The 21,933-nt window shown below is 73.3% G+C and carries 22 protein-coding genes; 7 read left to right on the forward strand and 15 right to left on the reverse strand.

From position 1 onward, the window contains the following. Position 1: 1 nt before the first annotated feature. The 9 genes from IF22_RS0125455 to ligD form a co-directional block, all read right to left on the reverse strand. Positions 2-2,710 carry an FtsX-like permease family protein gene (locus IF22_RS0125455; RefSeq protein WP_030336212.1) on the reverse strand — a complete coding sequence of 903 codons (2,709 nt, stop codon included), beginning with the start codon at positions 2,708-2,710 and terminating at the stop codon, positions 2-4. Further along, complete coding sequence (locus IF22_RS0125460; RefSeq protein ID WP_030336214.1) at positions 2,707-5,892, reverse strand: ABC transporter permease; 3,186 nt, start codon at positions 5,890-5,892, stop codon at positions 2,707-2,709. Before IF22_RS0125460 ends, IF22_RS0125455 begins: the two co-directional genes overlap by 4 nt. A gap of 129 nt (positions 5,893-6,021) precedes the next feature. Beyond that, on the reverse strand, positions 6,022-6,186 hold the full coding sequence (locus tag IF22_RS35495; protein WP_167337339.1) for a hypothetical protein: 165 nt from the start codon (positions 6,184-6,186) through the stop codon (positions 6,022-6,024). Further along, complete coding sequence (locus IF22_RS0125470) at positions 6,183-6,398, reverse strand: helix-turn-helix domain-containing protein (protein WP_030336216.1); 216 nt, start codon at positions 6,396-6,398, stop codon at positions 6,183-6,185. Before IF22_RS0125470 ends, IF22_RS35495 begins: the two co-directional genes overlap by 4 nt. After that, entirely contained in the window at positions 6,398-6,832 is a 435-nt protein-coding gene (locus IF22_RS0125475; RefSeq protein ID WP_245233731.1) for a DUF2975 domain-containing protein, read from the reverse strand. The genes IF22_RS0125470 and IF22_RS0125475 overlap by 1 nt, the downstream gene beginning before the upstream one ends. Positions 6,833-6,920: 88 nt before the next feature. Continuing rightward, the gene (locus IF22_RS0125480) at positions 6,921-7,553 is read right to left on the reverse strand and encodes a YdeI/OmpD-associated family protein (protein WP_030336220.1); all 633 of its coding nucleotides are present in this window, start codon (positions 7,551-7,553) and stop codon (positions 6,921-6,923) included. Further along, positions 7,550-8,179, reverse strand: a complete 630-nt coding sequence (locus IF22_RS0125485; RefSeq protein ID WP_036412278.1) for an HIT family protein — start codon at positions 8,177-8,179, stop codon at positions 7,550-7,552. Before IF22_RS0125485 ends, IF22_RS0125480 begins: the two co-directional genes overlap by 4 nt. 222 nt (positions 8,180-8,401) lie before the next feature. Continuing rightward, complete coding sequence (locus IF22_RS0125490; RefSeq protein ID WP_081884005.1) at positions 8,402-9,652, reverse strand: HNH endonuclease signature motif containing protein; 1,251 nt, start codon at positions 9,650-9,652, stop codon at positions 8,402-8,404. Positions 9,653-9,934: 282 nt separating this feature from the next. Further along, on the reverse strand, positions 9,935-10,966 hold the full coding sequence (gene ligD, locus IF22_RS0125495; protein ID WP_030336223.1) for a non-homologous end-joining DNA ligase: 1,032 nt from the start codon (positions 10,964-10,966) through the stop codon (positions 9,935-9,937). Between the two features lie 47 nt (positions 10,967-11,013). Between ligD and msrB the strand changes: the two genes are divergently transcribed. Then, entirely contained in the window at positions 11,014-11,418 is a 405-nt protein-coding gene (gene msrB / locus IF22_RS0125500; RefSeq protein ID WP_030336225.1) for a peptide-methionine (R)-S-oxide reductase MsrB, read from the forward strand. Positions 11,419-11,430: 12 nt separating this feature from the next. Here the strand turns inward: msrB and IF22_RS0125505 are convergent, their stop codons facing one another. The 3 genes from IF22_RS0125505 to IF22_RS0125515 form a co-directional block, all read right to left on the reverse strand. After that, positions 11,431-12,039 carry a DUF305 domain-containing protein gene (locus IF22_RS0125505; protein WP_030336227.1) on the reverse strand — a complete coding sequence of 203 codons (609 nt, stop codon included), beginning with the start codon at positions 12,037-12,039 and terminating at the stop codon, positions 11,431-11,433. Positions 12,040-12,102: 63 nt separating this feature from the next. Beyond that, positions 12,103-12,849 carry a lytic polysaccharide monooxygenase gene (locus tag IF22_RS0125510; protein ID WP_030336228.1) on the reverse strand — a complete coding sequence of 249 codons (747 nt, stop codon included), beginning with the start codon at positions 12,847-12,849 and terminating at the stop codon, positions 12,103-12,105. Positions 12,850-12,958: 109 nt separating this feature from the next. Then, positions 12,959-13,234 (reverse strand): isoamylase early set domain-containing protein, encoded by a 276-nt coding sequence (locus IF22_RS0125515; protein WP_030336230.1) that lies wholly within the window; start codon positions 13,232-13,234, stop codon positions 12,959-12,961. A 157-nt stretch (positions 13,235-13,391) separates the two neighbouring features. Here IF22_RS0125515 and IF22_RS0125520 point away from each other — a divergent pair, with 157 nt between their 5' ends. The 4 genes from IF22_RS0125520 (at position 13,392) to IF22_RS0125535 (ending at position 16,519) form a co-directional block, all read left to right on the forward strand. Beyond that, entirely contained in the window at positions 13,392-13,652 is a 261-nt protein-coding gene (locus IF22_RS0125520; RefSeq protein ID WP_030336232.1) for a hypothetical protein, read from the forward strand. Between the two features lie 211 nt (positions 13,653-13,863). Further along, entirely contained in the window at positions 13,864-14,805 is a 942-nt protein-coding gene (locus tag IF22_RS0125525) for a DMT family transporter (RefSeq protein WP_156057870.1), read from the forward strand. A gap of 24 nt (positions 14,806-14,829) precedes the next feature. Further along, on the forward strand, positions 14,830-15,285 hold the full coding sequence (locus IF22_RS0125530) for a GNAT family N-acetyltransferase (RefSeq protein ID WP_030336235.1): 456 nt from the start codon (positions 14,830-14,832) through the stop codon (positions 15,283-15,285). Between the two features lie 118 nt (positions 15,286-15,403). Then, positions 15,404-16,519, forward strand: a complete 1,116-nt coding sequence (locus IF22_RS0125535; protein ID WP_030336237.1) for a lytic polysaccharide monooxygenase auxiliary activity family 9 protein — start codon at positions 15,404-15,406, stop codon at positions 16,517-16,519. Between the two features lie 51 nt (positions 16,520-16,570). On the opposite strand, the gene hemQ is transcribed toward IF22_RS0125535, so the two are convergent. From hemQ to hemE, 3 genes are read right to left on the reverse strand one after another with little or no spacing between them, the layout of a single operon-like run. Beyond that, positions 16,571-17,272, reverse strand: coding sequence for a hydrogen peroxide-dependent heme synthase (hemQ, locus tag IF22_RS0125540; protein ID WP_030336238.1), 702 nt, complete (start codon positions 17,270-17,272; stop codon positions 16,571-16,573). After that, entirely contained in the window at positions 17,269-18,681 is a 1,413-nt protein-coding gene (gene hemG, locus IF22_RS0125545; protein ID WP_030336240.1) for a protoporphyrinogen oxidase, read from the reverse strand. Before hemG ends, hemQ begins: the two co-directional genes overlap by 4 nt. A gap of 5 nt (positions 18,682-18,686) precedes the next feature. Continuing rightward, entirely contained in the window at positions 18,687-19,784 is a 1,098-nt protein-coding gene (gene hemE / locus IF22_RS0125550) for a uroporphyrinogen decarboxylase (protein WP_030336241.1), read from the reverse strand. Positions 19,785-19,932: 148 nt separating this feature from the next. Here hemE and IF22_RS0125555 point away from each other — a divergent pair, with 148 nt between their 5' ends. Together IF22_RS0125555 and IF22_RS0125560 are read left to right on the forward strand one after the other, a co-directional pair. Beyond that, positions 19,933-20,505, forward strand: a complete 573-nt coding sequence (locus IF22_RS0125555; protein ID WP_030336243.1) for a DUF3000 domain-containing protein — start codon at positions 19,933-19,935, stop codon at positions 20,503-20,505. Positions 20,506-20,600: 95 nt separating this feature from the next. Further along, a complete protein-coding gene (locus tag IF22_RS0125560; RefSeq protein WP_030336245.1) occupies positions 20,601-21,920 on the forward strand; it encodes a ribonuclease D in 1,320 nt (439 codons plus the stop codon). Positions 21,921-21,933 lie beyond the last annotated feature (13 nt).

A 21,933-nucleotide genomic window follows, 5' to 3' on the forward strand; every position in this document is an offset into this window, starting at 1 on the left:
CTCAGCTCTCCTCTCCGAGCCGAAGCACCTCTCCGAGGCGCAACCGGCGGTTGTTCAAGGCCTCGACGGCGACCGCGAAGCCGAGGGCGACCGCCCCGAGCGCGAGCACCGCGGCGACCAGACTGGGCTCGAACGCCACCCGGACGGGCACACCACTGGTGAACGCGGACAGGCCGAGCACCGGGTTGAGCAGCAGGGGCAGGACCGCGCCGACGAGCGCACCGGTCAGCACCGACACCGCGACCAGCGGGGTCAACTCGACCAGCAGCAGTCCTCGCCACTGACGGCGGGACAGGCCGAGGGTGCGCAGCCGGGACAGCACCTGGCCCCGGGACCGCGCGCCGGCCAGCACTGTGAACGCGATGGCCAACAGTCCGAGCAGGGTGCCGCCGACGGCACCGCCCAGGAACCCGAAGGCCAGCACCCCGTTCGCCCCGCCCTCGCCGAGATCCCGGCGGACGTCCGCCCGGGTGTCGACGGTGACCCCGATCAGCCGTTCCCGACCGGTGACGGCGCCGTCGCGCTGGTAGCGCTCCTGGCCCTGGTCGCCGACGACGCGCAGCGCTTCCGCGTCCAGTGCGTCCCCGGCGATCAGCAGGCTGGTCGGCACGGGTGTGGTGGTCCGCGTCGGCAGGGCCTGCCAGGGCAGGATCACGAACCGGCTGGCGTTCGCCGCCAGCATCGGGAAACCGGCCTCGGTGCCGGCCACCCGGAACTCGTACCGCTCGCCCTGCACCACGACGAAGGCGGAGTCGGCCAGCCCGGCCTTCGCCAGGTCGGCGGCGATCGCCGGTGAGACGATCGCCGGCAGCGGACCCGGGCCGGGCAGGGCGGTGCGCAGCGCGGCCGGAATCGACAGGTCCACCTGGGACTGGCGGGCCACCAGGTCCAACCCCGAGCCGTCGACCAGCAGTACGTCCGTCTGCCCGATGGCGGCGTCCGTCCCGACCTCGTCGGCGGCCAGCCGCTCATCGTCCTCGTACAGCACCCGCGTGACGGCCCGGACCCCCGGCAGGCGACCCAACTCGTCGACGGTGTCGGGTGCGAAGCGCTCCCCCCGGATCACCGCGTCGGCGGGCACGAGCTGCGCGGCGGCGCGTTCCCGGCTCGCGTCGACGCCGGCGGCGACGACCGCGCAGAACGCGGCGGTGCCGATCGCCAGCACCACCACGACCAGCGGGGCGGCGACCGCCGCGCGGCCGGCGCGGGCCGTGCCGAGGAACGCCACGCTGCCCCGGGTCCGCGCGGCCAGCCGACTGACCAGCAACAACGGCCAGGGGTACGCCCGCAGCGCCACTACCGCAGCGGCGACCGCGAGGAGCACGGGCACCGACACGAGCAGCGGGTCCACCTCGCCGAGAGTCAGCCCCCGTCGGCGCAGCAGCACCGCGGCGAGCCCGGCCAGGAGCAGCAGGGAGACCTCCACGGTGAGTCGACGGGCCGACGGGCGCACCCGGATCAGGTCCCGGCGCGCCGCTGCGCCAGCCGGTACGGCCAGCGTCGCCAACGGCAGCGCCAGCGTGACCAGCACGGTCACCGCGATGAGGTACGGCACTGTCGGGTCGGGGGCGCCGGGGACCAGGGTGCCCAGCCACCAGCCCAGCACGGCGGCCACCGGCACCACCAGCACCGACTCGGCGAGGCTGCGCCGGGCGCCGGCGGTGGCCCCGCCGCCGCGGGCACGCAGCAGCACGAACTCGGACCGACGCCGTCTGGTGGCGAGACCTGCTGCGAGCACGATGAGCCCGGCCAGGGTGGCCAGTACGCCGGCTGCGATCACCGCGAGAAGGGTGCGGACCGCGTCGATCTGGGCGGCGAACGCGCGCAACGGAACGTCGACGCCCTGGGTCAGGGCGAGGTCCGCAGGCTGGTTGCGTTGCATCACCTGCAGGCCGTCGATCAGCTGGTCCAGCTCGCGGGCGTCGATCCGGTCGACGCCCAGGCGGTACCGCCAGATCGACTGGATCGGCCAACCTTCCACAGCCCGCTTGTTGAGGGCCGACTGCGCGACGACGCCGGTGATGATGAACGGCTGGCCGTCCCCCACCGGTTCGATGATCTGCAGCATTTGGGGCAGCGCGTCCCAGATGCCGTTCGAACGGTCCACGGGGCGGAACAGCCCGGACACCAGCAGCGGGGAATCGTCGACGAGGTTGCCCTTGTCATCGGTGTTGCCGATGCGCAGTTGGCTGCCGGCGCGCAGGTTGAGCTTGCGGGCCACGTCGACGTCGAGCGCCACCTCTATCGGCCGGTCGGGAACGTACGTCTCGCTCGGCCATGCGCCCTCGACCAGGGTGCCCGCGCCCTGGATGTCGGGCATGGCCCGCAGGCCCATGTCGAGCAGCAGGTTGCGGGCCGCCAGATCCGGTCCGACCACCCGGGCCGCCTGGGTCTCGACGCTGTACCACCGCTCGGTCACCGCCGAGCGCACCTGCTCTGGCATCTCCGCGGCCAGGGTGTTGAACCGCTCCACGGCGTTGCCCATCGCGGTCCGCTGCGACGGGGCGGGCGCCATGGTGCTGGTGTACGTGAGGTCCCGGCGTTCCGCCGGCTCGCTGGTGAGTTGCGCTCGCAACCCCTGCTCGGCGAGTCGGTTGACCAGCCGGGGCACCCCACTGATCAGCAGCGTGACCACCAGGGTCAGCACCGCCAACAGCAGGAACTGCCCCCCGTACGCCCGGACCCGCCGGACGGCTGCCCCGACGCTCATCGTTCTCCCCCGATTCGCAGCTGCGCCGCCGCCACCCGCTGACGGATGCCGGTGGCGATGAACGCGCTGAAGGCGAGCGCCGCCAGCAGCAGACCGACCGCGGTCAGGCCGATCGGCACCCAGGGCAGCGCGAACGCCGCCGGGGGGACCGGCCGGCCGGCGGCCGGGGTGAGGATGACCAGTGGGGCCATCGTCGCGCCGACGGCGGTGCCGAGTAGCAACCCGACGCCCACGCCGATGCCGGCGAGGAACGTCTGTTCGGCGAGCAGCGCCCGGGCCATCAGCCGGGGCGTGGCGCCGAGGGTGTGCAGGACCGCGAACTCGCCGAGCCGTCGCCGGGCGGTCGCCCACACGTCCACCATCAGGCCGACGATGGCGAGCAGCACCGCGCCGAGCGCGGCGGCGAGCATCCCGGTACGGGAGCCGCGCCAGTACGGGTCGTCGGCGGCCGCCTCGATGGCCGCCTCCCGGTTGAGCACTGTGACGCCCGGGAGTTCGCTGGCCGCCTGGGCTGCGGCGTTCGCGTCGGCGGTGCGGATCCACCATTCCGGTACGGGTCGCACCATCCCGTCGCTCCGGATCAGCGCGTCGACCGCCGCGGGCAGGTCCAGCAGCACGCCGGCCGCGGTGGTGGTCGGCACGGCGCTGAGCTCACCGACCAGTCGCACCGGCAACGTCGCCCCGGAGAGGGTGAGGTCGACGGTGTCGCCGACGTTCATGCTCAGCGCCTCGCGTACCTGCGGGGTCATCAGCACCGGTACGGGCTTGTTGTCCCCGCCCGGCACGACGGAGAACCGTGTCGGCGGCTGGTACGCGAACTGCCCGCCGGGAATCACCTCCACGTCGTGGACGGCGGCGAACCCGGCGCCGTTGGTCCGCACCGGCGTGGATGCCTCGCCGGGGGCGGCCAGCACCCAGTCGCCGCCAAGGTCGGCGGGCTGGGTTGCGCCGTCGGCCATGACCACGCTCAGATCGTCCAGCTCGAGTCGGTAGGCGTTGCCGGCCGCCAGCCCGCCGTCGGCCTCGAATCCGGCCAACCGCAGCCGCGCCCCACCCAGGTCGGGCAGCTGCACGGTGAACCGGGTAGCCCGACCGTCGCCGTCGGCGTTGGTCGCCGGCAACCGTACCGCGAGCCCGTCGGGGCTGGTGACCAGCAGCGTCACCGCGACCCGGACCTGCCGGGCGGCGTTGCTCACCGGGGTACGGACGGTGCCGGTGACGGCGCGCGCCCCGGCGGGCAGTTCGATACCCGCTGGTGCCGCACGCTCATCGATCATGCGCTGGTACTGCTCGGAGGCCGACCCGTCGGCGAGGCGGTCGGCGAGGCGGACGACGCCCGGGGCGCTGGTCGGGTCGACGCCGATCACCGTCGCCGGCAGGTTCTGCCGGCCGACCCGGATCTCGTCCCGCCACACCGGCAGCACCCGGTCCACGCTCGGCAGCGCGGCGAGCTGACCGGTCCGGGTCGGCGGGGCTCCCCCGGCCCGTTCGGTGACGCGGATGTCGGCGCCGACCGTGTAGCCGGCCTGCTCGACCTGGGACCGCTCGCCGGTGCTGATCAGGGACCAGGCCAGGGTGCTGCCGCCGACGGCGAGGGCGAGCAGCAGGACCGGGCCGGCGTGCGGACGCCGACCGGCCTGCCACATGCCGAACATGGTGGCGGTCCACGGACGACGGTCGACGAACCGCTCCGCGAACCGGGTGAGCGGTGGGAGCACCCGCAGCGCCAGCACGGCACCGGCCAGCACGCCGAGTGTGGGGGCGGCGACCAGCAGCGGGTCGAGGCCGAGCCGACCGCCCGAGCCGGCCAGCGGCGAGGCGTAGCGGCGTAGCTGCACCCAGGCGAGCACGGCCAGCGCCACCAGCACCAGGTCGACGCTGGCGCGTTGGACGCTCGCGGCCCGGTTCGGGCGGGATCGGGCCGCCATGTCCGCGACGTACGTCCCGGCGCCGCGCAGCGTCGGCAGGACCATGGCGACGAGGCAACCGGCCGCGGTGGCCGCTGCCGCCGCCCAGATCAGTGTGGTGTTGCCGCCGGCGGTGGAGAGGTCACTCGACCCGCCGGGCCGGATGTACCGCAGCGCCTCACCGGCGATCAGCGGACCGAGCACGGCCGCCGGGGCGACCACCAGGGTCGCCTCCCGGGCGGCCAGGCCGGCCAACTGCCGACGGGCGGCGCCACGGGCGCGTAGCAGCGCGGTCTGTGGGCGACGGTCCTCGTGCAGCAGCGCGGCGACGAGCACCAGCGCGTACCCGCCGAGCACCAGGATGAGCAGCAGCGGGGTGGCCAGCGACGAGCGACCCACCAGGTCGGCGCGGGAGATCCGGTCCAGCAGCTGCGCCATCTTCGTCACCGCCTGCCCGGAGCTGCCCAGTTGGGCAGCCTCGGGCACTGCCGACAGCGCCTCGGTGAGGGCTTTCCGAACGGCGGGCAGGTCGGCGGTGTCGACGCCGCCGAGGTCCGGTTGGGCGAGCCAGGACGCCGACACGGAGCCCGGGAAGGTGGCCGCGAAGTCCGCCGGGTCGAGCGTGAACGGGCCGTACGAGGTGCCGGAACCGGCGCTGCCCGCTCCCACGCCGGGGGCCAGCAGCCAGTACGCGTCGGTCGGGTCGCGGGGCCGCCAGGTGCCGGCGAGCACCAACTCTCCCCGTCGTTCGGTGGCCCGGTCCCGCACCGGGACGCGTTCGCCGACGGTCAGGCCAAGGGTGCCGGCGACCCGCTCGGGCAGGCTCACCTGGATGGGGTTGGCTCCGGGGCGGGGCCAGGCACCGCTGGTCAGCTCGGCGTGGCTGGCGAGGTCGTCGAGCGTGGCCAGGCTCGCGAAGACCGGTTCGTCGGCGGTACGCGGAATCTGCCCGAGGTCGCCGGTCAGCTCCCGGCCGGTGCCGTACCGGGCGGCGGTGACAGCGACCGGGACGCCGCCGAGCCCGGTGGCGAACTCGGCGCGGACCGCCTTGTCCCGGGTTGCGAACTCCGCCGCGTCCCGCCCGCCCGAGCCACTGACCAGTAGGCCGCGCTCCTCGGCGGGCGAGGCGGCGACGAGAGCCCGCTGCCCGGCGTCGACGGCCCGACGGTTGTAGTCGGACAGTCCCGTGACCAACGCGACGGCGACGAGGGCAGCGATCACCGCCGCCATCAGCAACCCGCGCGCCTCCCGGGCCCGCCTCCACACCAGCTTCATCCGACGCCTCCCCTGGCCCTGGCGGGCCGACGACCATCAAGACAGGCCACCTACCGGGAAAGGTTCGCGCCCGTTACTTGATCGTTATTACGGGAGGGTCGGCCGAAGCCGGGCGGCTAGCTGTAATGCCTAGCTGCCGCGTCGAACGTTGCGGATGCCGAACACCACCGCGCCGATCACCAGCAGTACGCCGATGCCCTGCAGGCCCGGGGAGTCGTCGGCCCCGCCGAGCACGACGGCGGCGATGCCGAGCGCGACCCCGAAGACCGCGGCAGCGGTCAGGGCGTACCTCATGGGGTTTCCTCCTCCACCCACTCGAGCAGGTCTCCGGGCTGGCAGTCGAGCACCCGGCACATCGCTTCCAGGGTGCTGAACCGGACGGCCTTGGCGCGGCCGTTCTTGAGCACCGCCACGTTGGCCGGCGTGAGCCCGACGCGCTCGGCGAACTCACCGACGCTCATCTTGCGTTTGGCCAACTCGACGTCGATGCGGACGACGATGGGCATCAGATCACCGCTTCCATGTCGCTGCGCAGCGTGGTGGCCTGCCGCAGCAGCGCACGCATCACCACCATGAGGAGCCCCAGCACGGTGACGCCCACCGTCAGGAGGAAGAGCAGGAGGGGTAGTCCCGGGTCGTCCGCGTTGAAGCCGACCCAGAGGAAGACGCCCACCAGCACCACCCAGGCGGCGGCGATGGCCCACACGATGGCGTCCACCCACTTGAGCGACGCCTCGGTGAAGATGCGGTCGCTCTTGACCAGGCTGAGCAACTGCCACGTCGCGACGATGACCACCTGGACGCAGAGCACCCAGAACACCGTCACGGCGGTCGCCGGCCAGCGCAGGTGGGCGTCCTGCGGCGACTGCTCAGCCATGTACGCGAACTGGCCGGGCAGCGAGAGGGTCTGGAACACGACCAGCACCCCGAACAGCACCACGAGAAAGACTCTGAGAGCGGCAACCGCTCGATGCTCAGTAACCATGCATCGAGTTTCGCTCGCTACCTATCGAAAGTCAATCGGTTCGTCAGTTGCCGCCTGTTGCGCCGGGCGCGTCAGCCGCCGAGGACGGCCTGGCCTTCTGCGGGTAGAACGCCTCGTGTCGGGCCAACATGGCGACGAAGTCGACGATCTTCCGCTCGCGGGTCTCCGCCCGCTTGACCGCGTTGAGGCGGTGAATGAGGGCGAACCGGTTGGCCTTGGTGAGCACGTCGAACATGGCCTGCGCAGCGGGTTCGGCGGCGATCGCGGCGAGGAGGTCGGCCGGCACCTCCGCCTCCGACGGCGGGGCGTACGCCGCCGCCCATCGACCGTCCGCCTTCGCCGCATCCACCGCGGCCCGACCCGGTGGCAGCATCCGTCCCTGTTCCTCCAGCCGGGCAACGTTCGCCACGTTGCGTTGCGACCACGAGCTGCGGGACCGGCGCGGGGTGAACCGGATCCACGAGGACCCCTCGTCCCGCTTACGGGCCTGCCCGTCGATCCAGCCGAAGCACAGGCCCTCGTCGACCGCCTGCTGCCAGGTCACCGTCGTGACCGTGCCGCCCTTTTTGGTCAGCGCGAGCCAGACACCGGGCGACGAGGCGTGGTTCGCCGACAACCAGGCGCGCAGCGCGTCGGCGTCAGCGACGATCAGCTCGTCCAGCTCAGCGCTCGTCATGCCGGCAGGCTAACCCCCGGGTCTGACAGTCGGTGCCCGCCGTGGGACTCGACCAACGCGTCCGCCACCGCGTCGGCGTCGGCCTCGGCCACCTGCGCCGGGTACTCCGGCAGCAGGTCGTCCCAGGCGACCAGCCACGACCCGAACAACTGAGCCTGCCCCTCGGGCCGAGCGAAGAACCAGATGTGCAGGTGGGCGCCGCCGTCGCCGAAGCGGTAGACGTGGGCGCGTGAGATGTGCGGCAGCGCCTGCACGTGGCGGACGATGCGGGTGCTCAACAACCCCAGCTCGGCGGCCAACTCGTCGGGCAGGTCCGCCATGTCGTAGTGCTCGCGCGGCAACAGCATGAGCACCAGCGGGACACCCACACCCTCGATCCGGGTCAGCCGCCACCGCTCGTTGAACCAGATCCCTTCGTCCCGCTTGCGGCAGGCGTCGCAGTCTGACGGATCCTCGCCGTGGCGCGGTGGCTCGGGGAGCACCGGCGGCCGCAGCGGCGCCACGCGAAGTCCGTCCGGCTCGAACGGACTGATCTCCCACCCGGTCATGCGCGCCAGGGGAAGGCGGCGCTCGTCGTCCGCGGCGGCAACCGCGTGGTCGTAGAACTCATCCGGTCGCATGGCCATGCGACACAGGCTAGTCGACAAGATCCACATTGGTACGACGAGAGCTACCTGGCCCGACGGCAGGCCGTCGCCGAGTGGCAGCCGACCGAAGACGCCCCACCTCCCGACCGCCGTGCCGACTGGCGGCACCGGGTCGGGCTCCGTTCGATGGTGGCAGTCGGTCGGCCTCCGTTCGGCGATGGCAGCCGGTCGGCCTCCGTTCGGCGATGGCAGCCGGTCGGCCTATGTTCGTTGGTGGTAGTGGTTGCGGCGCGGAATCTGGTCTGGATCGAGCCAGGCCGGCGGCACGAACTCGGGGTGTCCGTTGCCGCCCAGCCGGACCAACCAGTCGGCCTGGTGGATGTGCCGGTGGTGGTGGCCGCAGAGCAGCACCGCGTTGTCGAGGCTGGTCGGGCCCCCGTCGGCCCAGTGCCGGATGTGGTGGGCGGCGCACCAGCGGGGTGGCCGGTCGCAGCCGGGGAAGGCGCAGCCGCCATCGCGAAGCACCAGGGCCCGGCGCAGGGGGCCGGTGACAAGGCGACGCTGTCGGCCCACGTCGAGCACCTGCCCGGCGCCGCCGAGCACGGCGGGCAGGATGGCCGCGTCGCATGCGAGTTGGCGCACCGTGTCGGGGGTGAGCCGCAGGCCGACGTCGAGGGTCCCGCCACCCACCTGCCGTGCCAGCCCGTCGTAGTCGATGGTGACGACGAGTTGGGCGGGGTCGCCGCCGTTCTCGGGCAGCTCGCCGGTGCGCAGCGCCAGCCGACACACGTCCGCGAGGGCGTCGTGGCGGCGCTGCCCGGCACAGCGGGTGTCGTCGGGGCCGGCGGGCGCGCTGAGTGGGTCGATGACGGCACGCAACAGTGCTGCGGCCTCCGCGTCGAGGGTGCCGCTGAGCCGTAGCCGCCCGCCGGCCTGCTCGGAGATGGTGACGTGTCGGTCGCGGGTGGCCCGGGCGGCCTCGGCGGCCAGGGCCGCTGCGGCGGCAGCGTCGGCGAGGTCGGGAGCGACGTGGTCGAGGATGCGGGTGCCGAGTTTGCGGAGCAGGGTGGGGTCGAACTGCCTGGCCCACTCGACCAGCACACCGACGGCCTTGTCGGCCACCTCGGAGCCCGCCGACGCCGTCACCGTGGCGGCTGTCTCGGCGATGACCCGGGCCTGCTCCACGCTGACCGCCCCGCTCGCCAGGGCGTCACGCACCGCAGGTGGCGCAACGTCGATCGAAGCCGCGAGGCCGACCAGCCGACGCGCGGCCGAGACATCGAGACGTAGCCGCTCGCGCAACCACACCGCTGTGGAGGACGCGCCCTGCGCCAGCGCGACGCCGCGCCCGTCCAACTCCCGGACGACCGCCAACTGCACCGCCGCCAGCCGCTGCTGCAACCGGTGCGTGGCGTCGAGCGCCGCGATGAGATCGCGCTCGGAGAGGGCCCAGGCGGCAGCGTCGGCACAGCTCACCACCGCCGCCTCGGCCCGCACCAACTCATCGATCACATACAAACTCTAGAACAGGTGTACGACAAAAATTCGGCCGTCACAGACGTGCGGAACCACCGGCGCAGGCGCCGCACGGAATGCCTGTCGCCAAGATCCGCACAACATCAGCGATGTTGCTGTCTCCCACCCACCGGAGGCAGCAACATCGGGAAAGTTGCTCGAACCTTGGCGCGACGCGGTGCAAGGCGGCGCGGAGGGCGCGGCGCAAGGCGGGGCGGGGGGCGCGGCGCAAGGCGGGGCGGCGCGCGGAAGGCCCGCTGGCCCCACCCGGGAGACCCGTCAGGGACCGTCGGGGGTGCGCTTGGCGCGGCTGGGCTGCACCCGCTTGGGTTCGCCGGGCATCTTCGGGTGGTCCGGCGGGTACGGCAGGTCGCCCTGGCCGGCGGCGGCGTCGCGCTCGGCCCACTCCAGCAGCGGGGTGATGTCCCACGGTGTGTCGTCGATGCCGGCGTGCGGGTCACCGCGCTCGGCGAGCCGCGCCGGGACGGTGCGCAGGTCGAAGTCGTCCGGGTCGACGTCGGGCAGCTCCTCCCAGGTGACCGGGGTCGAGACGGTGGCCCGCGCGTTGGCCCGCAGCGAGTACGCGCAGGCGATCGTCCGGTCCCGCGCCATCTGGTTGAAGTCGACGAACACCCGGGTGCCGCGCTCCTCCTTCCACCAGGCGGTGGTGACCAGGTCGGGGTTGCGGCGCTCCACCTCCCGGGCCAACGCGATGGTGGCCCGGCGCACCTCGGTGAACGTCCAGCGGGGTTGGATGCGCAGGTAGACGTGCACGCCCCGGCCACCGGAGGTCTTCGGCCAACCGGTCGCGCCCAGCTCGTCGAGGAGCGCACGGACCTCCCCGGCGGCCCGGGCCGCGTCGGCGAAGTCGGTGCCGGGCTGCGGATCCAGGTCGATGCGCAGCTCGTCGGGACGGTCGACGTCGGCGGCCCGCACCGGCCACGGGTGGAAGACGATGGTGCCCATCTGCGCCGCCCAGGCCACGTGCGCGAGGTCGACCGGGCACAGCTCCGCCGCGCTCCGGCCGCTCGGGAAGGTGATCTGGGCGGTCGTCACCCACGGCGGAACCCCTCGGGTGGGCACCCGCTTCTGGAAGAACGCCTCGCCCTCGACGCCCTCGGGGAAGCGTTGCAGGGTGGTCGGCCGGTTCCGCAGGGCGCGCATGATCCCGTCGCCGACCGCGAGGTAGTAGTGGAAGACGTCCGCCTTGGTGAACCCCCGCTGCGGGAAGATCACCCGATCCGGACTGCTCAGTCGGACGGTGTGCCCGGCCACCTCGATCTCGGCGGCCGTGGCCTTGGTGCCACCCATCCCGCGACCTTATGCCACGCCCCCGACGTTCGACGTACCGTTGACGGGTGAGTCTTGACGACAACGAGCTGCCCCGTACCGACGAAGAGTGGCGGGTCCGGCTGACCCCCGAGGAGTTCCACGTCCTGCGGGAGGCCGGCACCGAACGCCCGTGGACAGGCGAGTACGTGGACACGAAGACCCAGGGGGTCTACCACTGCCGCGCCTGCGGGCTGGAGCTGTTCTCCAGCGACACCAAGTTCGACTCGCACTGTGGCTGGCCGAGCTTCGACGACGCCATCCCGGGCCGGGTCAAGGAGATCGAGGACCGCAGCCTCGGCATGGCCCGCACGGAGATCCGCTGCGCCCGCTGCGACAGCCACCTCGGGCACGTCTTCCACGGCGAGGGTTTCACCCCGAAGGACACCCGGCACTGCGTCAACTCGGTCTCCATCAAGCTGGAACCCCGCTGACCACGGAGCCACTCACTGCGTACCCCTGAGCAGCTCGATCTCGGCGGTCCGGGACTGTTCGACGCGCCGGGCCAGGTCGCGGACCCGGTCGTCGCGGCCGACGTCGACGTGGGATCGGGCCAGGTCGGCGGCCGATCGCTGGTGGTCGGCGAGCACCTCGCGCAACACCCGGTCGACGTCCGCGTCCGGCGCGGTCCGCAGCCGGTCGAGCGCGGCGTCGTCGCCGTGCCCGTCGTGGTGGTGTGCCGCCGCGCTGGCGCCCGGCCCGGCCGTGGCCAGCCAGCCGCGCATCGTGGTCAGCTCGTCGGCCTCGGTCGCCTCGATGGCGGCGGCCAGGGTGCGCAGCGCATCGTCGCGCAGCCGCTCCCGGGCCAGCCGGACGATCTGCAGGGTGCGTTCGCTGTGCCCGACCATGGTGCCGAGGAACACCACGTCGATCCCGCTCATCGCGGCCCCGTCGGTCGACGATCCGACGCCCGCGGACCCGGCCGGCGCTGAGCTGGCCGGGGACGCGGGGGCTGGCTGCGGCACTGCCGACGGACTCGACGTGGGTGATCCGGCGCACGCTCCGCTGAGCAGCAGAGCGGCGACGAGGGACGCCAGTGGGGTACGGCGGGGCATGCCGATGCTCCGTTCACGCGAGGGTGGCGACACAGGTGCGACCGACCGGCCGCACCCGTGCGGTCAGACCTGGAGCCAGAGCGCCGGTACGTTCGGCGGCTCCCAGCCCGCGATCGCGGTGTGCGCCTGCCGGCAGCGGTACGTCGCTCCGCCGTAGGTGACCTGGTCGCCGACCTGGTACGCCCGACCGGCCGCCCAGGTGCCGCCCTGCGCGGGTGGAGTGGTCGGCGTGGGGGTCGGGGTGGGCCGTGGGGTCGCCGTGGGGGTGGGTGTGGGAGTGGGGGTGGGGTTCGTCCCGCCGCCGCCGATCTGCACGTCGATGCAGGAGTAGAAGGCGTTCGCCGTGTCGGAGATGTTCCACACCGCGAGGATCTTCTGCCGGCCGGTGAAGCCGCCGAGGTTGACGTTGTGCGAGACGGTGGCGCCGGGCTGCTGACCGTTGCCGTTGACCACGCCGACGCGGGTGTTGCCGATCCAGTACTCCCAGTTGCTGGTGGCGTGCCGGGCGGTGTTCACCCAGGTGAAGGTCAGCGAGCTGCCCACCGAGGTGGCCGGCCAGCCCCGACTGTCGTCGTTGAGGACAGCGAACTGGGCGATTCCGGCGTTGCAGCTGCGCAGACCCTTGGGCCCTTCGACGCTCTGCGGCTCGTACTTGATCTGCCCGCAGTCGGGCACCCGGCCCTGCGCGCAGAGCGCCTGCCGGCTCGGTGGGGCGGAGACGTAACCGTGCGCCTGCGCGGGGGCGGCGACGGTCAGGGTGGCGGCGACGGCGCCCGCCGCCACCAGCGGAACAGTGATTCTTCGACGCATCGGGGCAGCTCCTTCTCCAGGTGCGGTGAGGTGCCCCTCAACGTAATTTAAACATTGTTAACAGTAAAGACTCTCATCGATAAATACATCGATGGTGACGGTTTTCTTCTCAGAGCCGCAGCAGGCTGCCCCGGTCGTCGACCTGATCGGCGGACTCGTCGTCCAACCAGACGCCGCCGGTGCCGAGGTACCGGAACCGGTGCTCCCCCGGCGGCAGTTTCACCGTCACCGTCCTGGTGCCGTCGCGGCGGGCCACCAACTCGTGTCGACCCGGCTCCCAGCCGTTGAAGGAGCCGACGACGCTCACCGGGCCGGGCGGGACGTCACGGGGCAGGCAGAAGGTGACCCGGGTCTGGTTGCCGAAGAGCCTGTTGCGCTTGATCACGGTGATCCTCCGGGGGTCGCGGCGGTTCACCAGGCACAACGGGCAACACGCCGACGCCGACACGCCGCCACCCGGGTCAGGCGTCGACGTTCCGCCGCGCGCCCCGACAGCCCTGGGGGATTCTGTAGGCACTTGTCCACGTAACGGAGGTTTTTCGGTGGCAACCTGCGAGGTCTGCGGCAACGACTACTGGATGGCGTTCGAGGTGCACACCGTCAGCGGCGACGTGCACACCTTCGACTCGTTCGAATGCGCGATCCACCGGATGGCACCCATCTGCGAGCACTGCCAGGTCAAGATCGTCGGGCACGGTGTCGAGGTCAACGGCCGCTTCTTCTGCTGCGCGCACTGCGCCCGCGCCGTCGAGGGCGCGGTGGGCGCGGAGGTCCGCGACGCCGTCGGCGCCCGCCCGGCCTGACCGCGCCAAACCGGCCGCGGGTCAGCCGGGTCACCAGACTGGGGTACGGTCGTCGCCATGCGACCGTTTCTGGGCGTCCTGCCCCCGCCGCGCTCCTGAGCGGAGCGCCGCGCCTCTCGCCGACCGGGTGACCTGACCCCGCTCGGCCATCCTGTCGTACGCGCTCCGTCGACGTCGTCCCCGTCAACGGCTCACCCTTCGGAGCGCTCCCGTGTCCATCACCCGTACCCCGTTGCCGGCCGCCTCGGCCGCCCGCCACGCCGCCCGCAGCGGCCTGATCCAGATCACCGTCACCGGCGTGCTGTGGGGCACCACCGGCGTGGCGGTGCAACTCCTGCGCGAGGGCACCGGGCTCAGCCCGGTGAGCATCGGCTTCCACCGCCTCGCCATCGCCGCGCTCGTGCTGCTGGCCTGCACCGCCGGCCGGCTCCGCACGATCGTGTCCACGCTGCGCGCCGCACCCGTACCGCTGCTGCTCACCGGCGTCGGCCTCGGCCTCTACCAGGCGCTCTACTTCGCCGCCGTGGCCTGGGCCGGCGTCAGCGTGGCCACCATCGTCAGCCTGGGCCTGGCCCCGGTGCTCGCCGCCGCCTGGGAGTCGGTGCAGGCCCGCCGGCTCCCCGGCCCGCTGCGCCTCGGCACGCTGGTCGCGGCGGTGGCCGGCCTCGTCCTGATCACCGGCGCCACCGGGCAGCCCGGCGCGGCGGCGCCCGCCCCGCTGCTCGGCCTGCTCGCGGCGGCCGGCTCCGGCCTCGGGTACGCGGTGACCACCCTGATCAGCCGCCAGGTGTCGCAGCGCACCGCGCCGATGACCCTGACCACCATCTCCACGGTGGTCGGCGCGCTGACCCTGGCGCCGTTCGCCTTGGTCGCCGGGGTCGGCCTGCCGGTACGCCTGGACACCGTGGCGCTGCTGCTGCACCTCGGCGTGGTCACCACGGCGGTCGCGTACGCGTTGTTCTACGCCGGACTGCGCACCACCCCGGGCAGCGTCGCGGCCGTGCTGACGCTGCTCGAACCGCTCACCGCCGCGGCGCTCGCGGTGGCGCTGCTGCGCGAACCGCTTCCCCTGCCGGTGATCGTCGGCGGCGTCCTGCTGCTCACCGCCGTGGCCGCCACCTACCTCGCGCCCGACCGGGCGGACAGCAGGTGAAACCGCCCGACCTACGATCGGTGGATGCCCCAGCAGACCACCGAGGTCCGGACGGCCTCCTTCGCCGACCTGAACACCCGCACCTTCCACGACCTGCTCAAGCTGCGCATCGACGTGTTCGTGGTGGAGCAGAACTGCCCGTACCCGGAGCTCGACGGGCGCGACGTCGAGCCGGGCACCCGCCACCTCTGGCTCACCGACGGCGGCGCGCCGCTGGCGTACCTGCGGATTCTGGCCGACCCGGACGGCACCGCCCGGATCGGTCGGGTGGTGGTGGCCCCGGCGGCGCGCGGCGGCGGACACGCCGGCCGGCTGATGAGCGCGGCGCTGGAGGTGGTGGGCAACCGGCGGTGCGTGCTGGAGGCCCAGTCGCACCTGGTCGGGTTCTACGCCCGGCACGGCTTCGCGGTCAGCGGCCCCGAGTACGTCGAGGACGGCATCCCGCACACGCCGATGCGACGCGAACCCATTGACGTGTGACGATCAAAATGGCATCGTGCCGGGTAGCGCCGTCGCGGGAGCCAGCGATGAGGCCTGGGAGTGGGCAACTCCCGGCGATCCGGGTGTCGACGTCCGACCTCATCCCCCCGGGGGCTCCATGTCCACTCTCACCCGATCACGACGCGTGCTCTGGCTGTTCGCCATCGTGGCGACCACCACGCTCCTGTTGACGACCGCACTGACCACCGTGCTGACCAGGCCCGCCTCGGCGCACGGTTCGGTCGTCGACCCGGCCTCGCGCAACTACAGCTGCTGGCAGCGGTGGGGCGGCGACTTCCAGAACCCTCGGATGGCCACCGAGGACCCGATGTGCTGGCAGGCCTGGCAGGCCGACCCGGCCGCCATGTGGAACTGGAACGGCCTGTTCCGCGAGGGCGTGGGGGGCAACCACCAGGCCGCCGTCCCCGACGGCCAGCTGTGCAGCGGCGGACGCACCCAGAGCCCCCGCTACAACGCGCTGGACACCGTCGGCGCCTGGAAGACCACGGCGGTGTCGAACAACTTCCGGCTGCGCTTCTTCGACCAGGCCAGTCACGGAGCCGACTACATCCGGGTGTACGTGACCAAGCAGGGCTTCAACTCCGCCACCCAACCGCTGGGCTGGGGCAACCTGGAGTTGGCGGGCCAGATCGGCAACACCCCGGCCTCGCAGTGGGACCCGGACACCGGTGGCGTCTCGATCCAGATCCCGGTCAGCGCGCCCGGACGCACCGGGCGGCACATCGTCTACACCGTCTGGCAGGCCAGCCACTTCGACCAGTCGTACTACCTGTGCAGCGACGTCGACTTCGGCGGCGGCTCGACCACCCCGCCGCCGACCACTCCCCCGCCGACGACCCCGCCGCCCACCACCCCGCCGCCGACGACCCCGCCGCCGACGACCCCGCCGCCGAGCACCCCGCCGCCGGCCGGTGCCTGCACGGCGACGTACCAGGTCACCGGTCAGTGGTCCGGTGGCTTCCAGGCCGACGTGAAGGTGACCGCCGGTGGTTCACCCACCCGGGGCTGGTCGGTCACCTGGAACTACGCCAACGGCCAGCAGGTCACGTCGTCGTGGAACGCGACGGTCAGCAGCAGCGGCACGCAGGTCACCGCGCGCAACGCCGCGCACAACGGCACCCTCGCCGCCGGAGCGAGCACCACGTTCGGATTCCTCGGCTCGTGGAACGGCAGCAACCCGGTTCCGCTGGTCTCCTGTACGACGACCAGTTGACCCCCGTCCGGCGCCGCACCCGGGCGGGGGTGCGGCGCCGGCCGGCGGGCGTCAGACCAGGCAGTTGACGATCTCGGCCACCGAGCGGCGGCGGCCGGTGTAGAACGGGACCTCTTCGCGGACGTGCCGGCGGGCGCCGGAGGCGCGCAGGTCCCGCATCAGGTCGACGATCCGGTGCAGTTCGTCGGCCTCGAACGCGAGCATCCACTCGTAGTCACCGAGCGCGAACGAGGCGACAGTGTTGGCCCGCACGTCCGGGTAGCCGCGGGCCATCTTCCCGTGCTCGGCCAGCATCTCGCGCCGCTCGGCGTCGGGCAGCAGGTACCACTCGTACGAGCGGACGAACGGGTACACACAGATGTAGGCGCGGGCCTCCTCGCCGGCCAGGAACGCCGGGATGTGGCTCTTGTTGAACTCCGCCGGCCGGTGCAGTGCCATCTGCGACCACACCGGCGTCAGCGCCCGCCCCAGCGTGGTGCGACGCAACCGCAGGTACGCGTCCTGCAACGCGTCACTGGACGCGGAGTGCCACCAGATCATCACGTCCGCGTCGGCGCGCAGCCCGGAGACGTCGTACACGCCCCGGACCACCACGTCCTTGCCGGCCAACTCCTCGAAGAGGGACTCGACCTCGCCGGTGACGTTGTCCCGCAGCGACGGCAGCGGGGCGCTGGCCCGGAACACGGACCACATGGTGTAGCGGATGCTGTCGTTCAGCTCCCGCAACCGGGCCGCGTTGGTCTGCTCGGTCATCTCGCCGATCCTCCCAGTGCTGTGATGATCTCCTCGGCCGCCGTCTCGCCGGAGCGGACGCAGACCGGGATACCGACGCCGTCGTAGCCGGCGCCGGCGAGGGCCACTGTGGGGTGCGCGGCCCGCAACGCCGTCCGCGCGGCGGCGAGCCGGTCGGCGTGCCCCGGCGCGTACTGCGGCAGGGCCCCGCCCCACCGCTGCACGTGCCCGTCGACCGGGGCGGGTAGCGGGGTGCCGAGCACCGCCGACAGCTCGCGGTGCACGGTGGCCGCCAGGTCCGCGTCCGGGCGCTGAAGCTGCGACTCCTCGCCGTACCGGCCCACCGAGGCGCGCACCACCGCCAACCCGTCCGGCCGGCGCAGGTGCCCCCACTTGGTGGTGAAGAACGTCGCCGCCTTGATCAGCAACCCCTCGGTGCTCGGCACCAGGAAGCCGGACAGCTCGGGCAGGCGCGGCTGCGGCAACGCCATGGTGACCAGCGCGACGCTCGCGTAGTCCAACGCGCCGACGCCCGCCGCCACCGCCGGCGCCGCCCCGGCGAGCAGCCGGGCGGCCGGTCGCGCCGGCACCGCCAGCACCACGGCGTCCACGTCCACCAGCTCCGGGTCCCGGGTCGGGCCGACGGTGAGCCGCCAACCGGTGCCGGTCGCTGTCAGCTCACGCACGGCGGCGTCGCGCCGTACCGTCGCGCCGCTGGCCGTCACCGCGGCCTCGACCAGGGTGCTCAGCCCGCCGACCAGGGTGCCGAAGACCGGGGCGCCGGGCACCCGCGGCGCGGCGGCCTGCGCGGCCCGGACCGCGCCGACCAGGGTGTGCTCCACCCGGGCCGTCCGGGCCAGCGCCGGCATCGTGGTGACCAGGGACAGATCGTCGGCGCGGCCCGCGTACACGCCGCCCAGCATCGGGTCGACCAGCCGATCGACCACCTCGTCCCCGAAGCGGGACCGGACCAGCGCACCGACCGAGACGTCCTCGTCCGGCCCGACCAGCGGCCGGCCACCGTCGGTGTCGGCGTCCGCGGCCGGGCGGGCGACGGTGGCCACCCGATCCAGATCCCCGGGTACGCCCACCAGGGTGCCGCCCGGGATGGGGCGCAGCCCTCCGTCGACGACCAGCGCGGCCTGCCCCACCGTGGGGTGCACGATCCTCTCGGCCAGCCCGAGCCGGCGGGCCAACGCCACCGCCGCGCTCTCGGCGCCCGTCGGGTCGCGCATCAGGAACGACTCCGCGCCGAACTCCACCGGCTGACCGGCCAGTTCCCCGGTACGCAGCTTGCCGCCCAGCGCGCCGGACTGCTCGTACACGGTGATCTCGGTGCCGGCCGGTGCGCGGTCGCGCAAGCGGACCGCGGCGGCCAGCCCGGCGATCCCGCCGCCGACCACCGCCACCCGCCAGGGCTGCCGCGTCACGTTTCTCAGCCCTGGTCGGCTCGGCGGCTGGACAGTTCGTGCACCAGCGCGACCACCCGGGTCAGCACCTCCGGATCGGTCTCCGGCAGCACCCCGTGGCCGAGGTTGAACACGTGCCCGGGGGCCGCCCGGCCCTGCTCCAGGATGCGGCGCACCTCGGCCTCCACGACCGGCCACGGCGCGAGCAGCACGCACGGGTCCAGGTTGCCCTGCACCGCCTTGTCCGGGCCGATGCGGCCGGTGGCCACGTCCAGCGGCGTCCGCCAGTCGACGCCGACCACGTCCGCCCCGGCCTCGCCCATCGCGCCGAGCAGCTCGGCGGTGCCCACCCCGAAGTGGATCCGCGGCACCCCGGCGGACGCCAACCCGCTCAGCACGGCTGTCGAGTGCGGCAACACGAAACGGCGGTAGTCGGCCTCGGAGAGCGCGCCGGCCCACGAGTCGAACAGCTGCACGGCGGACACCCCGGCCTCGATCTGCACCCGCAGGAACGCCAGCGTCACCTCGGCCAGCCGGGCGCAGAGCGCGTGCCACAGCTCGGGGTCGCCGTACATCAGGGCCTTGGTCTTCGCGTGGGTGCGCGACGGCCCGCCCTCGACCAGGTAGCTGGCCAGCGTGAACGGCGCACCGGCGAACCCGATCAGCGGGGTGTCGCCCAGCTCGACCACCAACTGCCGGACGGCCTCGTCCACGTACGGGACGTCGTCGCGGGCGATCGGGCGGATCCGCTCCACGTCGGCGGCGGTGCGGATCGGCTCGGCGACGACCGGGCCGGTGCCCGGCACGATGTCCAGGTCGATCCCGGCCGCGGCGACGGGCACCACGATGTCGCTGAACAGGATGGCCGCGTCCACCCCGTGCCGGCGCACCGGCTGGAGGGTGATCTCGGTGACCAGCTCCGGCCGGCGGCAGGACTCCAGCATCGGCACGCTCGCCCGGATCTCCCGGTACTCCGGGAGGGAGCGGCCGGCCTGGCGCATGAACCAGACGGGCGTGTGCGGGCCGGGGCGGCGACGACAGGCCCGGATGAAGGGCGAGTCGGCCGGTCCGCCGGGGCGTGGGTCTCCGTCTCGGGCGACAGTGCCCGTGGTGTCCGTGCTCATCGCCGCAATCGTGCCACGCCCACCAGCCCCAACCGGGTGGGGGTGAGAGGAAGGGCACCGTTCCTTACCCCCGAACCGGCGTGGGGGCCCTCGGTGAGCGTCGGCGCGCCGTCGAAGCGGCGGGCGGACGTCGGCATAGGCTGCCACCATGGCCCCCCCGATCGCGCTCCCGGAGACGTTCGCCCGCGCGGTCGCCGGGCTGCGGTCGGCCGCCCCCCGGCCGGAGATCACCCTGGAGGAGGTCGGCGCTCCCCAGCGGCTGGCCCCGTACGCGTTCGCGCTCTCCGCGACGGTGCTGCGCGACGACGACGAGGTGGCGACCGGTCGGCTGATCCTGCTGCACAACCCGGCCGGGCACGAGGCGTGGCAGGGCACCCTGCGGCTGGTCACCTACGTGACCGCCGAGTTGGAGGTCGACCTGGCCGCCGACCCGCTGCTGCCCGGGGTCGGCTGGACGTGGCTGACCGACGCGTTGGACGCCCAGGACGCCGGCCACCGCGCGATCGGCGGGACGGTGACGCAGACCATGTCGACCCGGTTCGGCGATCTTGCCGGGCCACCGACCATCGGTGACATCGAGATCCGCGCGTCCTGGACGCCGGTCGACGACGACCTGACCCCGCATCTGCTCGGCTGGTGCGCGCTGCTCGCCTCCACCGCCGGCCTCCCCCCGCCCGGTGTCACCGCCCTCTCCGACCGGCGTCCGGCCGGCGCGGCCTGATGGTCGGCATGCGGCTGGCAACTTTGCGGACACCTGGCCGACACACGCCGGACCGGCTGCACCCACCGGATCTCCGCGCGCACTAGGGTTGTCAGGTGACCGACGAACCACCCCTGCGCCGTCGGCCCACCGAGGAACTTCCGGGAAACGCGCCCCAGCACCTGCCGTCGGCCCAGCCGCAGCCGGCGGGCGAGGGGGCTGACCCGGCCGACGGTGGGCCAGTTCCGCTGACCGCCCCGCGTGACGGCACCCCCGATCCGGTGGCCGCCCCGGCCCAGCTCGCCGAGGTCGTGGCCCGCTTCGCGGCGGGCACCGGCCCGGTCGCCCTGGACGCCGAACGCGCTTCCGGCTACCGCTACAGCCAACGCGCGTACCTGGTGCAGCTGCGCCGGGCCGGTTCGGGCACGGCGCTGATCGACCCGCTGCCGCTGCCCGACCTCAGCGCGCTGGACGCGGTGATCGGTGAGGCCGAGTGGGTTCTGCACGCGGCCAGCCAGGATCTGCCCTGCCTGGCCGAGGTGGGGCTGCGCCCGCGCCGACTGTTCGACACCGAACTGGCGGCCCGGCTGGCCGGTTTCGAACGCGTCGGGCTGGCCGCGCTCACCGAGCAGCTGCTCGGGTTCACCCTGGAGAAGCACCACTCGGCGGCCGACTGGTCGAGCCGACCGCTGCCCGAGTCGTGGCTGACGTACGCCGCCCTCGACGTGGAGCTGCTCACCGACCTGCGGGACGCGCTCGACGCGGAGTTGACCCGGCAGGGCAAGTCGGCCTGGGCCGCGGAGGAGTTCGCCGCGCTGGTCCGCACCGGGGCCCGCCCGCCCCGGGTGCGCGCGGAGCCGTGGCGGCGCACCTCGGGCATCCACCGGCTGCGGGGGGCGCGGGCCCAGGCCCGGGTCCGCTCGATGTGGTACGCCCGGGACCAGATCGCGGCCCGGCGGGACGCCGCTCCCGGGCGGGTGTTGCCCGACTCGGCGATCATCGCCGCGGCGGAGCTGGACCCGAAGGACGAGAAGACCCTGCTGACCCTGCCCGGCTTCGGTGGTCGGTCGGTCCGTCGGCTGGCCCGCACCTGGCTGGCCGCGCTCGACGACGCCCGGCAGCTGCCGGAGGATTCCCTGCCGGTCTCGCCGGCGGTGGAGGGCCCGCCTCCGCCGCACCGGTGGGCCGAACGGGACCCGGTGGCGGCGGGTCGGCTGGCCCGTTGCCGGGAGGTCGTGATCCGCATCGCCGGTGAGCACAACCTGCCGCCGGAGAACCTGATCACTCCGGACTCGATCCGCCGGTTGGCCTGGACCCCACCGGAGGAGATCACCCCGGAGTCGGTGGCGGAGACCCTGCGCGGCCTCAACGCCCGAGAGTGGCAGATCAACCTCCTCACCCCCGACCTGACCGAAGCCCTGACCCCCACCCCCTAACCCCACCCCCACC

Origin of the sequence: Micromonospora parva (assembly GCF_000718515.1) — a bacterium.
Lineage (GTDB): Bacteria > Actinomycetota > Actinomycetes > Mycobacteriales > Micromonosporaceae > Micromonospora > Micromonospora parva.